The sequence below is a fragment of the Hyphomicrobiales bacterium genome, from assembly GCA_017642935.1.
Classification (GTDB): Bacteria; Pseudomonadota; Alphaproteobacteria; order Rhizobiales; family MH13; genus MH13.
In genome coordinates this window covers 1030730-1047428 of the sequence record JAEPOK010000001.1, presented here as the reverse complement: position 1 = coordinate 1047428, position 16699 = coordinate 1030730, and the positions used below count along the sequence as shown (strand labels likewise).

Genomic DNA, 16699 nt, shown 5'->3' with positions numbered 1-16699 from the left:
TCCCTGCCAGCCGGTTATGCTTGCTTTGCACTGCAAAACCCGCTAAGCGCCCCTTCATTCCACACGCACCGACCGGTCGATGGCAGTTGATCGACCATCCGGTGGGCTTCAGGTTCTTGCCTGAGTGATGGCCCAACGGTGCGCTAGGTTAAACCGGAAAAGAGGATATTCCGCATGGCACTTCCTGCCTTCACCATGCGTCAGCTTCTGGAAGCTGGCGCCCATTTTGGACACCAAACCCACCGCTGGAACCCACGTATGGGGACCTACATTTTCGGTGAGCGTAACGGCGTCCACATTCTCGATCTTGGTCAGACCGCTCCGATGTTGCAGCGCGCGCTGCAGGCGGTTTCCGATGTGCTGGCCGATGGTGGCCGCATTCTTTTCGTCGGCACCAAGCGCCAGGCTGCTGAGCCGATCGCTGAAGCGGCGCGCAATTGCGCTCAGTATTATGTAAATTCCCGCTGGCTCGGCGGCATGCTGACCAACTGGAACACGATTTCCAATTCGATCAAGCGCTTGAAGCATCTGGAAGAGATTCTGGCCAACCCTGAGTCGGGTCTTACCAAGAAAGAGCGCCTGCTGCGCACCCGTGAGCGCGACAAACTTGAGCGCGCGCTTGGTGGTATCAAGAACATGCCGGGCCTGCCCTCCATGATGTTTGTGATCGACACCAACAAAGAGTCGATTGCTATCAAGGAAGCCAATCGCTTGGGTATCCCGGTGGTTGCCGTTGTTGACACCAACTGCAACCCCGACGGCATCACCTTCCCGATCCCCGGCAATGATGATGCGGGCCGATCGGTGGCGCTGTTTTGCGATCTGATTTCGCGCGCCGCACTTGACGGCATCGGTCGCAACAAAACCGGCATGGGCATCGATCTGGGCGCGACGGAAGAAACGCCGGTTGAGCCGGCTTTGGAAGAAGTAGCTGCTGAAGAAGCGCCAGCTGAGGCTGCCGCTGAAGAGGCCGCACCCGTGGCTGAGGAAGCTGCTGCGGCTGAAGCCACAGCCGAAGCGCCCGCTGAAGAAAAGCCCAGCGCTTAGTTCAGCGCTGAACGCATGGCAGAGGCCCGTTTGGCCAACGCTTGAAGGTTGTGAGCTGCATACCCATACATGCTGCTCACGCCGCAAAACCCAGCCAAATCGCGAGATGGTGCATGCCCCCGCGTTGACACTGATGTGTCATCGTTGATCGGCAAGTCCACCCGCACAGGAATGCGGCTCGGCGCAAAGGTTCCACTGGAGCCGTGTACCAGCCAGCAACGACACAGTTGATAGGAGATCAGACCAATGGCCGCAATCACCGCAGCCGCCGTGAAAGAACTGCGCGAAACCACAGGCGCAGGCATGATGGATTGTAAGGCCGCGTTGGTGGAAACCGGCGGCGACATGGAAGCCGCTGTTGATTACCTGCGCACCAAAGGCCTTGCCCGCGCTGCCAAGAAGGCAAGCCGCGTTGCGGCCGAAGGTCTTGTTGGTTTGTTTGCCGATGGCAAGCAGGCTGCGATGATCGAGCTCAACTCCGAAACCGACTTTGTTGCCCGCAACGAGCAGTTTCAGGGCCTGGTGATGGGCGTTGCTAAAACGGCCCTCGGCACCGACGGTTCGGTTGATGCTGTGCAGGCAGCAACGCTCGATGGTTCGGACAAAACGGTCGAAGCCAGCATCAAGGATGCCGTTGCCACCATTGGCGAGAACATGAACCTGCGCCGTGTCGCCAAGCTTTCGGTGAACGAAGGCGTGGTCGCAAGTTACGTGCACTCCGCTGTCGCGCCGGGACTTGGCAAGATCGGTGTGCTGGTCGCGATGGAGTCGTCAGGCAACCAGGAAGCGCTGGCCGGCATCGGTCGTCAGGTTGCGATGCACGTCGCCGCCACCACGCCATTGTCGCTGTCGGTTGACGACATGGACCCAGCGGTCGTGGAGCGCGAGCGTCACGTGTTTTCCGAGCAGGCACGCGAGTCGGGCAAGCCGGAAAACATCATCGAGAAGATGGTCGAAGGCCGCATCCGTAAGTTCTTCGAAGAAAGCGTTCTCCTGAACCAGTCCTTCGTCATGAACCCGGACGTGACTGTTGCCCAGGCGATCAAAGATGCCGAGGGCGATGTCGGCGCGCCGATCAATATGACCGCGTTCGCGCTCTTCAAGCTTGGTGATGGTATCGAGAAGGAAGAAGCCAACTTCGCCGCTGAAGTGGCAGCCGTCGCTCAAGGCTAACCAGCGGGGCGACGTGTCGTTACGGCCGTAAGCTTGAACTAATGGGGTGCCGCGTGACAGCGCGGCACCCTTGCTGTATCCGGAGCGCGCTTATGAAAAGGGTCAATGGTGGCTGATTCTGCTCCCCGTTATCTGCTGAAATTGTCCGGCGAGGCGCTGGCCGGCTCGCAAGGCTTTGGCCATGATGCAGCGACGATGAAGCGCATTGCCGGTGAAATAGCCGATTGCGCCAGCAAAGGTGCGCAGCTGGCGATCGTTGTCGGTGGCGGCAACATCATTCGCGGCGCACGCATGGCCGCCGAAGGCGGAGACCGTGTTGCCGGCGACCATATGGGCATGCTTGGCACGCTCATTAACGGCATTGCGATGCGCGAGGCGATCCGCGAGGCGGGCGCAAAGGCCAACCTTTTCTCTGGTTTCCCTGCGCCCACTATGTGCGAGACCTTTTCCCAGCGCGCCGTCACCGCCGCCCTTGATGCCGGCGAAGTCGTTGTCTTGGCCGGTGGCACGGGTAGTCCGTTTTTCACCACCGACACGGGCGCCGCCTTGCGAGCGGCTGAGATTGGTGCCGATGCCGTGTTGAAGGCGACACAGGTTGACGGTGTTTACAGCGCCGATCCGAAAAAGGACCCGAGCGCTACGCGCTATGCCAAACTGACCCTCGATGAGGCCTTAGCCAAAGGGTTGCAGGTGATGGACACCGCTGCCCTTGCCCTGGCGCGCGATAACGCTCTACCCATTGTCGTGTTTTCGATTCATCAGCCAGGTGCGCTCAGCGGCGTTGTGGCAGGTGAAGATGTTGGCTCGCGGATCACGCCTTAATGGCGTGACACGGAGCAGAAAAAAGCGTTACAGCGTGCCCGGCGGTTGTCCTGCCCCTCCACCGCCTGTCTATCAAACCCTGCGTATAGGTGAAAACGATGAGTGAAGAGATCGATCTTGGCGACCTTGAACGGCGCATGCAGGGGGCGGTGGCAAGCCTCAAATCTGAGTTTGGTGGTTTGCGCACCGGTCGAGCGTCTTCCAGCTTGGTCGAACCAATCATGGTCGAGGCCTATGGCAGCATGATGCCGATGACCCAGGTGGCTACGGTCAGCGTGCCAGAACCGCGCATGATTTCGATCAACGTTTGGGACAAAGGCACCTTAATTGCGGTCGAAAAGGCCATACGGCAGTCGAATCTAGGCCTCAATCCGGTGGTGGATGGCACCAATATTCGCCTTCCCATCCCCGAGCTCAACGAAGAACGTCGGACCGAATTGACCAAGGTCGCCCAAAAATATGCCGAGCAGGCTCGGATCGCCATCCGCCACGTTCGCCGCGACGGTTTGGACAGCATTAAGAAAGCTGACGGACTTTCCGAGGATGATGTCCGCAGCAAATCTGATCAGGTGCAAAAACTGACGGATCGTTTTGTTGGCGAGGTCGACAAGATGCTCGCATCCAAAGAAACGGAGATCATGCAGATCTAGATGCCTGCCATCTGGTCGATGCCTGATAGAACGCCATGAACCCACCGTCATCCGCCGCACGTCTTCAGGACTTTGACGAGGACACGTTCGCTGTTCCCTCGGCGACCGATGGTCTCGGTTATGTGCCGGCGCATATCGGTATCATCATGGATGGCAATGGACGCTGGGCCGAACGTAAGGGCTTGCCACGTGTCGAGGGCCATCGGCGCGGCGTCGAAGCGCTGCGCCAGGCGGTGCGCGATGTTGGCGAGCGCGGGGTGAAGTATCTCACGCTTTTCGCGTTCTCGTCAGAAAACTGGAAGCGCCCAAAGGCCGAAGTCCGTGACCTGCTCATGCTTTTGCGCGTGTTCATCAAACGCGACCTTGGCGAGCTCAAAGCCAATGGCGTCAAGGTTCGGGTCATCGGCGAGCGCGAAGACCTGGCGCCTGACATTCGCGAACTGCTTGAGCATGCCGAGACCGTGACTCGCGATGGCCGCAACCTTTTTCTCAACATTGCCTTCAATTATGGCGGGCGTGATGAAATCGTCCGTGCGGCGCGCAAGCTGGCTGAACAGGCGGCAAAAGGCGTTCTTGATGCAGACGCCATCACATCGGACCTTTTTGAGCGCGCGCTTGATACCTGCGGATCACCGGACCCTGATTTGATCATCCGCACCAGCGGTGAAATGCGCCTTTCCAATTTTCTGCTCTGGCAGGCCGCCTATGCTGAGTTCGTATTCACTGAAACGCTTTGGCCCGATTTCAATGCCGTGGCGCTGGACGGTGCCTTGGAAGAATTTCGACGTCGCGACCGGCGTTTTGGTGGCCGGGCAAGCGCCGTCCAAGTGGCTGCTGAGTAAGCGGCAAACCGCCGCCAATGGCGATCTGGCCAAACGTGGCCAGACGCCCTATGCCAAGGTGCATGACCGCCCCCAATTCCCCAACACCTGACAAATCGACCGTGAGTCGCCCAATGTCTGAACTGACAAAGCGCGTGCTCTCCGGCGTCGTCTTGATGGCGGTCGCGTTGGTGACGACATGGACCGGCGGTTTGGTCCTCGTCGTTGCCTTTTCGGTGCTTAGCTTTTTCGTCTTGAGCGAGTGGGAACGATTGACGGGGCCGAACTCCCAGCGCCGCCTCGTGCTTGGCATGATGGTTGTCGCCGTGGCCGCCTCGGTCGCCTTCTTTTTCGGCCCTGTCGCGGCAATGGCCGTCGGTATCGGCTCTCTGTTCGTCGCGCTGGGTGCTGCTCTTCTGGAAAGCCCCAAACGGTGGTCGCTGACCGGGGTTTCTTACGCGACTTGGTTGGTGGTGAGCCTTGTCAGCCTGCGCGGCCATGACAGCGTCGGCCTTTCGGCCATTCTGTTTGTGTTTGCGGCCGTTTGGGCAACCGACATCGCCGCTTATTTCGGCGGGCGCACCATTGGTGGCCCAAAGCTGATGCCCTCGGTCTCACCCAATAAAACCTGGTCCGGCGCCATTTCAGGAGCGTTGGCGGCCATGATCATTTGCGTTGGCTACATCGCCTGGGCGGATGTCCATGTTTCGGCCCGCACCACCGGTCATGCCATGACCTGGGTCTCTGTAGCCTATATTGGTCTTATGGCATTGGTCTTAAGCGTTGCATCGCAAGCCGGTGATCTTTTTGAGTCGGGGCTGAAACGTCGTTTTGGCGCAAAAGACTCCGGTACGCTGCTTCCAGGTCATGGAGGGTTCATGGATCGCGTCGATGGGCTGGTGTTTGCCAGCGCTGCTGCGTTCTTGATCGGGCTATCCCTGAAAGGGCAGGGCACAGTGGCCGAAGGCCTGCTCACGCTGGGGGCAGTCTGACCATGCCAAACAGCAACACGACCCGCTCGATTGCCATCCTTGGCGCCACCGGTTCGATCGGTGACAGCACCACCGACATCATCTTGGCCAACCGCGAGCGGTTCCGTGTGACGACGCTGGTCGGCCATTCCAATGTCGATAAGCTCGCAGAACGCGCCATAAAGCTTAATGCGGAGCGCGCCGTTGTCGCCGATGAGCAGCACTATCAGGCCTTGAAAGAGCGCCTAGCTGGAACGCCGATCGATGTAGCGGCCGGGCGGGGCGCTGTTATCGACGCCGCCGCTGAGTCGGCTGACTTGGTCGTCTGCGCCATGGTGGGTTCGCCTGGCATTGAGCCTGCGATGGCGGCCATCCAGGCGGGCAACACGGTGGCGCTCGCTAACAAGGAGGCCTTGGTGTGTGCCGGACCCGTGATGATGAAGCTTGCCGCCGACAAAGGCGTGAGGATCCTGCCGCTCGACTCCGAGCACAGCGCGCTGTTTCAGGTCTTTGAAGAAAAAAATCATACGCAGATCGAAGCAATCACTGTCACAGCGTCCGGTGGGCCATTTCGTACATGGGACAAGAAGCGAATCCGCTTTGCCACCCTCACGGACGCGCTGAATCACCCCAACTGGACGATGGGTCAGAAGGTGACCATCGACTCAGCCACTTTGGCCAATAAGGGCCTGGAAGTGATTGAGGCGCATCACCTTTTCGCCGTTGGCCCGGATGCCATCAAGGTTGTCGTACACCCCCAATCGATCGTCCATGGTATGGTCCATTACACCGATGGATCGGTCCTGGCGCAGCTTGGCATGCCCGATATGCGCACGCCCATTGCGGCGGCGCTGGCTTGGCCCAATCGGTATCCCGCGCCGCAGGTTGATCGGCTTGATTTAGCGATGCTTGGTCAACTGGATTTCGAACCGCCAGACTTGGACCGCTTTCCGATGCTGGGTCTTGCCTTTGATGCAATGCGCGAAGGCGGCCCGGCCCCGGCCCTGTTCAACGCCGCCAATGAGGTGGCGGTGAGGGCGTTTGTGGATGGCCGCTGCGCGTTCCACGAAATCGCCACCATTGTCGCGATGACCATGGACAAGGCCCTGGGTGACCTGTCGGCAGGGGCATTTGCCTCGCTCGATGACGTGCTGTCGGCGGATCAGCATGGTCAACACCTTGCTAACGCTATCGTCGAGGACCAATTGCACCGGATAAGCGCGCCAAGCTAAGTGATGCTTGGGAAAAAGGGATAGCGGGAATGGAACTCATCGCAGGCAGCGGATCGTTTCTCATTGGAACGATCGTGCCATTCTTGTTTGTGTTGACCATCGTGGTGTTCTTCCACGAGCTGGGTCACTTCGCTGTTGCGCGGTGGTGCGGCGTTGGCGTGCGGACCTTTTCGGTCGGTTTTGGCCCGGAGATATTGGGCACTACCGACAAACACGGCACGCGCTGGAAACTCTCGGCGATTCCGCTGGGCGGCTATGTGAAGTTCGCTGGCGATGAAAACGTAGCCAGCGTGCCCGACAATGCCGAGCTGGCCCAGATGAATGAACAAGAAAGGCAAAAGGCCTTTCATTTGAAACCATTATGGCAACGTGCTGCTGTGGTCGTGGCTGGTCCGCTCGCTAATTTCATTCTTGCCATCGTGATTTTCGCCGGCGTATTCATGACGCTCGGCGAGACCGTGACGGTGCCACGAATCGATACCGTGCAGGAAAACTCTGCTGCCGAAGCAGCAGGCGTCGAAGCAGGTGACATCGTTGTTGCCATTGAGGGCAACGCGATTGAGACCTTTGCCGATGTTCAGCGCGTGGTGACTTTGTCTGCCGAGCGGCCCTTGCTTTTCACACTCGACCGGGCCGGAACGCTGCTTGATCTCACCATCGTACCGGAACGCCGGGAAATCGATGACGGTTTCGGCAACAGGCAGCGGGTTGGCGTGATTGGTGTTGTCCATGAGGCCGATGAGGATGACGTAACTGTCATTGAGTATGGCCCATTGGCAGCTACGGGCCGTGCCGTGGAACAGACCGGTCTCGTGATCACTCAATCATTGACCTATATCGGGCGGATACTGGTCGGTCAGGAATCACCCGATCAACTCTCGGGCCCCGTGCGGGTTGCTAAGATTTCAGGCGATGTGGCCACACTCGGCTTTCTTGCGCTTCTGCAACTAACCGCCGTGATTTCCGTCTCTATTGGCATGGTCAACTTGTTCCCTATTCCCATGCTCGACGGCGGCCATTTGGCGTTCTACGCCGCTGAAGCAATCCGTGGAAAACCTTTGAGCGACCGCAGCCAGGAAATCGGATTCCGCATTGGCCTGGCTATGGTGATGTTTCTTATGGTGTTTGCGACGTGGAACGACATCGTCAATCTGATGCGGTGATGTACGGTTGCGAAAGGTTAAGTGACCGTTGCGCGCGTGCAACTAAGTGCCGCAAAGGACCATAAATGGATCACTCAACGCCGCCAACGGCTTGCGTCTTACGGTAGCCTCGATAGAAGACTGAGTGCGATGCCGAACTGACTCGGCTGGTTTGGTATGCCCTCGCAAGGGGTAAAGGATTAATATGACTATGAACCGTTTGGGTATTTCGTTCGTGTTTGCGATGATGATGGCGGCTCTGCCGCTGTCGATTTCAGCAGGACATGGCGCCTTGAGCCTTGTGCCCGCCTCCGCCCAAGCCGCCACGGTTTCCTCCATCCAGGTTGAAGGCAATCGTCGGATCGAATCCTCAACAATCATTTCCTATGTCACGGTCGTGCCAGGCCGCAGCTTCGGCGCTCGTGACCTCAATGAATCCTTGCAGTCGCTGTTTGCGACCGGTCTGTTTTCCGATGTGTCCCTTGAGCGCCGTGGGTCGGTGCTCTTGGTCCAGGTTGTTGAGAACCCGGTCGTGCGGCAGGTGGTTTTCGAGGGCAATCGCCGCATTGATGATTCCGCGCTGAACACGGTGGTGCAGCTTGAGCCGCGCCGCGTTTTGACCGAGTCGGCGGTTCAGTCCGATACGCAGCGTATTTTGGAAGCTTACCGCCGCAATGGCCGCTTTGCCGCTCGGGTTGAGCCAAAGCTCATCGACGTTGGCGACAACCGCGTCGATTTGGTTTTCGAGATCGAAGAGGACGAGCGGTCTGGCGTTTCGCGCATCACATTCATTGGCAACCAAGCCTTTAGTGACGGAAAGTTGCGCGACACGATCACGACCACGCAGTCTGGATTGCTGTCCTTCCTGTCATCATCCGATGTCTACGATCCAGATCGTTTGGATGCTGACCGCGAGCGCCTGCGTCGCTTCTACTTGAGTGAAGGCTATGCTGACTTCCGCGTTGTTTCGGCTGTGGCTGAACTCGACCGCGAGCAAAACGTCTTTTTCATCACTTTCACCGTTGATGAAGGTCCCCGTTACCAGTTCGGTAATGTTGAGATTGACTCGACCTTACGCGAGCTTGATCCGGAAGACTTGTATTCGGTCCTCGAAACTCGACCAGGTGACACCTACGATGCCACAGCCGTGGATCGGTCAATCGAGGCATTGACGATCGAGGTTGCGAGCTTTGGCTACGCCTTCGTCCAGGTGCGGCCACGCGGCGATCGCAATGCTGCCGATAACACGATCGACCTGACATATTTCGTCGATGAAGGCGTGCGGGCCTATGTCGAGCGGATCAACATTTCCGGCAACACACGCACCCGGGATTACGTCATCCGGCGCGAGTTTGACTTTGCTGAGGGTGATGCGTTCAACCGTGTTCTGGTGGACCGCGCCCAGCGTCGTTTGGAAGCTCTCGGTTTTTTTCAATCTGTTCGTGTCACGACGGCCCAGGGCTCGTCGGCCGACCGTATTGTGTTGAATGTGGCCGTGGTCGAGCAATCGACTGGCGACTTCTCTTTCGGTGTCGGCTACTCAACGACGTCCGGAGTGACTTTGGAACTTTCGGTTACCGAGCGCAACTTCCTTGGCCGTGGACAGTTTGTCCGTGCCGCTGTTGGCGGGGGGCTTGACGAGAATCGGACATTCGATTTCTCATTCACAGAACCATATTTCTTGGGTCGTCGGTTGGCCGCTGGGTTTGATCTATACCGTCGTGAGTCGGGTGACTCTGATGACAATGCCTTTACTACAATAGCAACGGGCGGCGCATTGCGAATTGTTGCTCCGATCACCAATGATTTGGACTTCGGCCTGAGTTATGGATTAGACGTGTCTGAGTATGAACTGGATGCGGGCACAACAGCTTCGAGGGCGATTGAGCAGCTTGTGGGAGCGACTGTCGATGGCATTGCTGACGCGGTCGACCGGTCTAACGATCGCGTTACCTCCAGCCTGACCTGGACGTTGGTCTATGACACGGTCGACAATCGGACGACGCCTCGTGACGGATACTTCGCGCGGTTACGTCAGACCGTTGCAGGCTTGGGTGGTGACGTAGAATTTGTCAAAACTACGTTGGACGCCCGCGCATATCACACACTTTCGACGGATCTCGACCTTGTAGCATCGGTTCGCGTCCAAGCTGGGAATGTCTGGTCATGGGACGATGGTGGCCTGCTCATTACCGATGGGTTTTTCCAAGGCGCTGGTCTAGTCCGCGGGTTTGACAGTCTGGGTCCCCGTGATGCGGCGACCGGCGACGCGCTCGGCGGCACAACCTATGCTGGAATTTCTGGTGAGTTGAATTTCGCATTGCCCTATGTGACTGAGGCTGTCGGTATTCGTGGCGCCGTCTTCGCCGATGCTGGAACACTGTTTGACCCGGTTGGTAGCGTCAACAATTTGGTCGCGACGAGCGGATTGGTCGTCAACGATGATAATTCGATCCGCGCATCCGTTGGCGGGAGCTTGATTTGGAACTCGCCATTTGGTCCCCTTCGGGCAGACTATGCCTATGTTTTGGCATCCGAGACTTACGATGATGAGCAGGCATTCCGCTTCAGTGCGGGTGCGCGGTTCTAGGAAATCTGAACCGCCGGTCTCTACGACATCTTCAAAGGCCGTGGCTTATGAAAGCCACGGCCTTTTCTGTTTCTTTGGCAAGAACTCGGCTGCAGGCACGTTCGGAAAGTGCGACCGAAACAGGTTCTGTTGACCGTAGCCAAGGCGCGAGGATCCACGCTAAGGATCAGGTGCAGAACCAAATTTTCGCGTGACTCGTTTCCAATGACCAGCCCAGCCTTTTTTCCGCCGCTCGTGCCGCATTCAGCTGAAAGCCTCGCTAAGGCACTTGGCTTGGAACTGGTTGGAGGCGACGTCGGCTCCAGCGGGCGGGAGTTGGTAGGCGTTGCGCCTATTGAACAGGCCGACAAAGGTACGTTGTCGTTTCTCGATAACGCCAAGTATGCCGGGCATCTGGAGACGACAGACGCCAGCTGCGTCATCCTCGCTGACCGTTTTAAGGACCGACTGAAGCCGGGCGTCGTCGGCCTGGTGTCCAAAGAACCCTATCGCGATTTCGCGCGCGCTGCGGCGTTGATGGTGCCCTCAGGCGTCAAGCTGCAAGGCACAGTACTCAGCGAGGGTATTTCTCCAGCGGCGCATATCGATCCCTCTGCCACGCTGGAAGAGGGTGTAACGATTGAATCCGGGGCGGTTATTGGCGCCCATGCGGCTGTTGGAGCTGGAACGACGGTTTGTGCCGGCGCGGTGATTGCGCATCATGTTCAGATTGGCCGTGACGGATATGTTGGCGCCCAGGCGGTCGTCCAACACGCACTGATCGGTGATCGCGTGATCCTCCACAGCGGCGTCAATATTGGCCAAGATGGTTTTGGATTTGCTATGAGCCCGATGGGCCATTTGAAAGTGCCGCAGCTTGGCCGCGTGATCATTCAAGACGATGTGGAGATCGGCGCCGGGTCCTGTATCGACAGAGGCACGACGCGTGACACGATCATCGGCGAAGGCACCAAGATCGATAACCTCGTTCAGATCGGTCACAACGTCGAGATAGGCCGCCATTGCGTTCTGGTCGGTCAGGTCGGCATTGCCGGCTCATCGGTGTTGGAAGATTTTGTCGCCATTGGTGGGCACTCGGGCGTGGCTGGCCATCTTCGTATCGGCATGGGCGCGCAGATCGCTGCGGCATCCAACGTCAAAGATGACGTCCCGCCGGGCGCGCGCTGGGCGGGAACGCCCGCCAAGTCTGCCAGAACAGTGTTCCGCGAGCTGGCCGCCATCAAGCGATTGGGCGAACAGGGCACTAAGCCCATGGACTAAACCCTCGATCTCTCGAAGACGATCCCCGGTTTTCGACCTCCGGCCATTTGAACCAACACCGTGAACATGCTGTAAGGGCTGAGCTTTCTACGCAGACCTAAAGGCCCGTGATGGATATGACAGAAACACCCACCGTACTGAACAGCGTCGATATTCAGCAGCTGCTGGAGTTTTTGCCCCATCGCTACCCGTTTCTATTGGTCGACAAGATCGTCGATATGGACGGCGACAATTACGGTGTCGGCATCAAGAACGTCACTATGAACGAGCCGCATTTCCAGGGGCATTTTCCGGGGCATCCGATTATGCCCGGTGTTCTGATCATTGAAGGGATTGCGCAGACCGCCGGCGCACTTTGCATTGCCGCCAGTCCCAAACGCCCAATTCAACCGCTGGTCTATTTCATGACCATCGACAACGCGAAATTCCGCAAGCCCGTCATTCCTGGCGATGTACTGCACTATGAGGTCACCAAAGTGCGCCAACGCGCCAACATCTGGAAGTTTGCCGCTGTCGCGAAAGTCGATGGCGCCAAGGCGGCCGAAGCTGAAATCAGTGCGATGATCGTCCATCCGGAGGCGACAGCTTGAGCACCTCCATCCATGCAACGGCTCTGATCGAGTCAGGCGCCGAACTGGGTGAGGGGGTGTCCATCGGGCCGTTCTGCCATGTTGGTGGCGATGTTAAGCTTGGCGATCACACCAAGCTGGAAAGCCACGTTGTCGTGGCCGGGCGAACGACGATTGGTGCCGGGTGCCATCTGTTTCCGTTTGCCTCTATCGGCCATAGACCGCAGGATTTGAAGTATCACGGCGAACCATCGACGCTTGAGATAGGCAACAACACGACCATGCGCGAATATGTGACCGTGCAACCGGGCACCGAGCATGGCGGCATGATCACCAAGGTCGGCGATAGCTGTCTGCTCATGGCGTCGGCGCATGTGGCGCATGACTGCATGATCGGCAATCAGGTCATCCTCGGCAACAATGTGATGATGGCGGGTCACTGCACCGTGGAAAGCCACGTCATCGTTTCTGGCGGCTCGGCGGCGCATCAGTTCGTGCGAATTGGTGAACATGCCTTTGTCGGCGGGTTAACAGGCGTGGAGAACGATGTCATTCCTTATGGCATGGTGATCGGCAACCGTGCCTCGCTCAGCGGCCTGAATATCGTCGGCCTGCGCCGTCGTGGTTTCGACCGTGAGGAAGTGCACACCATCCGCCAAGCCTACCGCCTTTTGTTCTCCGATGAAGGCACGCTTGCTGAGCGGGTTGAGGACGTCGCCAACATGTTCACCGAAAGCCCGGGCGTGCAGCGCATCATCGACTTCATCCGCTCGCGATCCGACAGAGCGCTCTGCCTGCCGCACGCTGGCGACTAGCGGCGCGCCGATGGCGAGCCTTCCAAACCTTACGATTCTAGCAGGCGGCGGGCATCTGCCGGTCGAGGTGGCGCATGCCGCACGCACACGCGGCCACGATGTGCTGGTGATCGGCATCGCCGACGAGGCCGACCTTCCGAACATCGATACCGAGATACGCCAAGAATGTGTTGGCTGGGGCCAGTTCGGCGCGCTTCAGCGACACCTGAAAGACCATGAGACCGAAAAACTGGTGATCATCGGCAGCATCGCGCGCAGGCCCGACCACAAGACCGTCAAGCTCGATTGGGGCGCGGTGCAGCTTCTGCCGCAGCTTCTGACGACGCTTTTGGCAGGCGGTGACGCATCGGTGCTCGACAAGCTCGCCAAGCTATTCGCTGACCTTGGATTTGATTTGGTCGGCGCGCAGGACGTGGCGCCGTCCCTTCTTGCTGAGGAAGGGCATTTGGCAGGGCCTAAACTCACCGATGCAGGCCGCATCGATGTTATGAAGGCGATGCGCACAGCTTGGACCGCCGGCCACCTCGATATGGGCCAAGGCGGCATCTCTGTGGGCGGGCGTATCGTCGCCATGGAAGGCGCTGAGGGCACCGATGGCCTGTTGGAGCGGGTAGGAACCATGCGCGCCGCCAAGCGCTTTTCTGCCAAGATGCGCGAAGGCGCGTTGGCCAAATGCACACGCCCGTCGCAGGATTTGCGGCTTGATATGCCGACCATTGGGCCGCGCACCATCGAGAACGCTGCCAATGCCGGGCTTTCGGCCATTGTCTTGGAGGCTGGCCATGTTCTTGTCAGCCAGCGCAAGGACGTCGTGGCTTTGTGCAAAAAACACAAGGTCACGCTGATAGCTGAGCCGCGATCGGCGTTTGTGCCGACCAGTGCTGAAGATATGCCAGCATGACCGAGCCAGCTGCCGATCCCAAACGCGTGTTTTTCGTCGTCGGCGAAGCGTCCGGCGACCGGTTAGGCGCCTCGCTGGCTGCCGAACTGCGCCAAGGTCATGGTGATGCGGTCACGTTCGAAGGTCTTGGCGGCGAAGGGCTTGCCGAGCAAGGCTTGGACAGCCTTTTCGACATTGAAGACATCGCGGTCATGGGCCTTGCGCCCGTGGTCGCGCGGCTACCGACGATCCTGAGACGGATCAAGCAAACGGCTGATGCGATCATCGCCTCCAAGCCGGATGTGGTCGTCTTGATCGACAGTCCCGACTTCACCCACCGCGTCGCCAAGCGTGTTCGCAAAGCGACGCCCGAGATCCCGATCATCGGTTGGGTGTCGCCATCCGTCTGGGCGTGGCGTCAGAGCCGGGCGGCGACAATGCGTGCCTACATCGATCACCTTTTGGTTCTGTTACCCTTTGAGGTCGAGGCCCATTCAAGACTTGGCGGGCCGCCGGCCAGCTATGTTGGCCATCCCTTGATCGACGAGTTGGAAAGTCTGCGCCCACAGTCCGCCGACGAACGTCCCGCGCTCGGCGAAGGCGCCACGACTGTTCTCGTCATGCCAGGAAGCCGGGGCGGTGAAATCGCCCGCCACTTGCCGGTTCTGAGGGAGACGCTCGCCCGTGCCAATGAGTTGATGAGGCAACGCGGCGCGCCGACACCCATCTATGTCCTGCCGTCCGTGCCGAAGCACGCTGCTCACATTACCCAGTTTGTGAAAGACTGGCCGGTGACGATCACCGTTGTCGGTGATCAGGAGGGCAAGCGTGCTGCGATGCGCAGGTCCCATGCTGCCATCGTCGCGTCCGGTACGGCGACTCTGGAGGTCGCGCTCGCTGGTATCCCCATGGTCGTACTCTACAAGCTGGATTTTTTGGCGCACCTGTTTCGCCGTCTGGTGAAGGTTTGGACCATCATCCTGCCCAATCTGGTGCTCGGACGACCTGTGGTGCGCGAATATGTCGATGAAACCGCGCGACCGGAGGCGCTGGCGCGCGCGCTTGTGCCGCTGATAACGGACACGCCCGAGCGCCGGGCGCAGATTGAAGCCTTTCAAGAGCTTGATGCGCTGATGGCTGGACCGGATGATCAAAGCCCCGCTGCGCGCGCGCGCGTGGTGGTTGATCGGTTTTTATCTTTAGACAGAACATTAAAAAGCCGGCCTTAATGGCCGGCTTTCTCGTTTGCTCGTTGACTGTTCAACGAACCTATTTGCGGCGCGACATCGACACATAGTCGCGTTGCGCTTCACCCGTGTAGAGCTGGCGCGGGCGGCCGATGCGTTGTTGCGGATCTTCGACCATCTCTTTCCACTGGGCAATCCAGCCGACCGTGCGGGCAAGCGCGAACAGCACGGTGAACATGTTCGGCGCAAACCCAAGCGCTTTCAGCGTGATACCGGAATAGAAATCGATGTTCGGGTAGAGTTTCTTGTCGATGAAATACTCATCCGTCAGCGCAATGCGCTCCAGCTCCATCGCCACTTCCAGCATGGGATCATCGGTGATGCCGAGCTCGCCGAGAACCTCATGGCAGGTCTTCTGCATGATCTTGGCGCGTGGATCGTAGTTTTTATAAACCCGGTGGCCAAAGCCCATCAGACGGAAGGGATCGTCCTTGTCCTTGGCGCGGGCGACATAGGCCGGGATGTTCTCCACCGAGCCGATTTCGGCCAGCATGTTAAGCGCGGCCTCGTTGGCGCCGCCATGGGCAGGACCCCAAAGGCAGGCAATACCAGCCGCGATGCAGGCAAATGGGTTGGCGCCAGACGAACCTGCCAGGCGAACCGTCGATGTCGACGCGTTCTGCTCATGGTCGGCATGCAGTATGAAGATGCGATCCATGGCACGGGCGAGCACAGGATTGATCTTGTACTCCTCGCACGGCACCGCAAAGCACATGTGCAGGAAGTTGGCTGCGTAATCGAGATCATTGCGCGGATAAACGAACGGCTGACCGATCGAGTATTTCAGCGCCATCGCCGCAATCGTCGGCAGCTTGGCGATCATGCGAAGCGAGGCCACCATCCGCTGGTGCGGGTCGGAAATGTCGGTGGAGTCGTGATAGAACGCCGACAGAGCGCCGACGACGCCACACACAATCGCCATCGGGTGTGCGTCACGACGGAAACCGGTGAAGAACCGCGCCATCTGCTCGTGCAGCATGGTGTGGCGGGTTACGCGGTTGTCAAAGTCGGCCTTCTGAGCGGACGTTGGCAACTCGCCGTAAAGCAGCAGGTAGCAGGTCTCCAGAAAGTCACCATGCTCGGCCAATTGATCGATCGGATAACCGCGGTGCAGCAGAATGCCCTTGTCGCCATCGATATAGGTGATTTCGGATTCACAGGATCCGGTTGAGGTGAACCCAGGATCATAGGTGAAAGCGCCAGTCGTCGCGTAAAGCTTTGATATATCAATGACATCCGGACCAATCGTTCCGGAGCGCACCTTGAATTCATGCGTATTGCCATCAAGGCTCAGGGTCGCTGTTTTGTTGCCGTTGGTATCGCCCATATGAGACGCTCTCCTCTTTTTGTCGGACCGGAGCGTGGGCTGGGCGAGGTCGATCCATCAGTCTTTCCCAAGTCGGGAAAAACGGATGGTTATGCCGCAACGCACCCATCGGTCAGGCTGTGGGGAGTGGGTAGCGAAATTACCGCCTGCCCA

General features: G+C 58.6%; 15 protein-coding genes. 14 read left to right on the top strand and 1 reads right to left on the bottom strand.

Annotated elements, in window-relative coordinates; genetic code table 11:
• The first annotated feature begins 174 nt into the window (after positions 1-174).
• From rpsB to lpxB, 14 genes are all read left to right on the top strand, one after another.
• A complete protein-coding gene (gene rpsB, locus JJ917_04985; protein MBO6698169.1) occupies positions 175-1047 on the top strand; it encodes a 30S ribosomal protein S2 in 873 nt (290 codons plus the stop codon).
• A gap of 246 nt (positions 1048-1293) precedes the next feature.
• Entirely contained in the window at positions 1294-2220 is a 927-nt protein-coding gene (locus JJ917_04980; GenBank protein ID MBO6698168.1) for an elongation factor Ts, read from the top strand.
• 105 nt (positions 2221-2325) lie between these two features.
• Positions 2326-3042, top strand: coding sequence for a UMP kinase (locus JJ917_04975; GenBank protein MBO6698167.1), 717 nt, complete (start codon positions 2326-2328; stop codon positions 3040-3042).
• Between the two features lie 98 nt (positions 3043-3140).
• The gene (frr, locus tag JJ917_04970) at positions 3141-3692 is read left to right on the top strand and encodes a ribosome recycling factor (GenBank protein ID MBO6698166.1); all 552 of its coding nucleotides are present in this window, start codon (positions 3141-3143) and stop codon (positions 3690-3692) included.
• A gap of 35 nt (positions 3693-3727) precedes the next feature.
• The gene (locus JJ917_04965; GenBank protein ID MBO6698165.1) at positions 3728-4534 is read left to right on the top strand and encodes an isoprenyl transferase; all 807 of its coding nucleotides are present in this window, start codon (positions 3728-3730) and stop codon (positions 4532-4534) included.
• A 113-nt stretch (positions 4535-4647) separates the two neighbouring features.
• Positions 4648-5505: a phosphatidate cytidylyltransferase gene (locus JJ917_04960; protein ID MBO6698164.1), complete on the top strand. Its 858-nt coding sequence runs from the start codon at positions 4648-4650 to the stop codon at positions 5503-5505.
• 2 nt (positions 5506-5507) lie between these two features.
• Positions 5508-6716, top strand: a complete 1209-nt coding sequence (locus JJ917_04955; GenBank protein ID MBO6698163.1) for a 1-deoxy-D-xylulose-5-phosphate reductoisomerase — start codon at positions 5508-5510, stop codon at positions 6714-6716.
• 29 nt (positions 6717-6745) lie between these two features.
• Complete coding sequence (gene rseP / locus JJ917_04950) at positions 6746-7879, top strand: RIP metalloprotease RseP (GenBank protein MBO6698162.1); 1134 nt, start codon at positions 6746-6748, stop codon at positions 7877-7879.
• A gap of 184 nt (positions 7880-8063) precedes the next feature.
• On the top strand, positions 8064-10448 hold the full coding sequence (gene bamA, locus JJ917_04945; protein MBO6698161.1) for an outer membrane protein assembly factor BamA: 2385 nt from the start codon (positions 8064-8066) through the stop codon (positions 10446-10448).
• 204 nt (positions 10449-10652) lie between these two features.
• Positions 10653-11708: a UDP-3-O-(3-hydroxymyristoyl)glucosamine N-acyltransferase gene (gene lpxD, locus JJ917_04940; protein ID MBO6698160.1), complete on the top strand. Its 1056-nt coding sequence runs from the start codon at positions 10653-10655 to the stop codon at positions 11706-11708.
• Positions 11709-11824: 116 nt separating this feature from the next.
• Positions 11825-12298 carry a 3-hydroxyacyl-ACP dehydratase FabZ gene (fabZ, locus tag JJ917_04935; GenBank protein ID MBO6698159.1) on the top strand — a complete coding sequence of 158 codons (474 nt, stop codon included), beginning with the start codon at positions 11825-11827 and terminating at the stop codon, positions 12296-12298.
• Positions 12295-13092: an acyl-ACP--UDP-N-acetylglucosamine O-acyltransferase gene (lpxA, locus tag JJ917_04930; GenBank protein MBO6698158.1), complete on the top strand. Its 798-nt coding sequence runs from the start codon at positions 12295-12297 to the stop codon at positions 13090-13092. The genes fabZ and lpxA overlap by 4 nt, the downstream gene beginning before the upstream one ends.
• Before the next feature lie 10 nt (positions 13093-13102).
• Positions 13103-13993: a UDP-2,3-diacylglucosamine diphosphatase LpxI gene (gene lpxI / locus JJ917_04925; protein ID MBO6698157.1), complete on the top strand. Its 891-nt coding sequence runs from the start codon at positions 13103-13105 to the stop codon at positions 13991-13993.
• Positions 13990-15201, top strand: coding sequence for a lipid-A-disaccharide synthase (lpxB, locus tag JJ917_04920; GenBank protein ID MBO6698156.1), 1212 nt, complete (start codon positions 13990-13992; stop codon positions 15199-15201). Before lpxI ends, lpxB begins: the two co-directional genes overlap by 4 nt.
• Before the next feature lie 40 nt (positions 15202-15241).
• Here lpxB and gltA read toward each other — a convergent pair whose 3' ends face one another.
• The gene (gene gltA, locus JJ917_04915; GenBank protein MBO6698155.1) at positions 15242-16546 is read right to left on the bottom strand and encodes a citrate (Si)-synthase; all 1305 of its coding nucleotides are present in this window, start codon (positions 16544-16546) and stop codon (positions 15242-15244) included.
• Positions 16547-16699 lie beyond the last annotated feature (153 nt).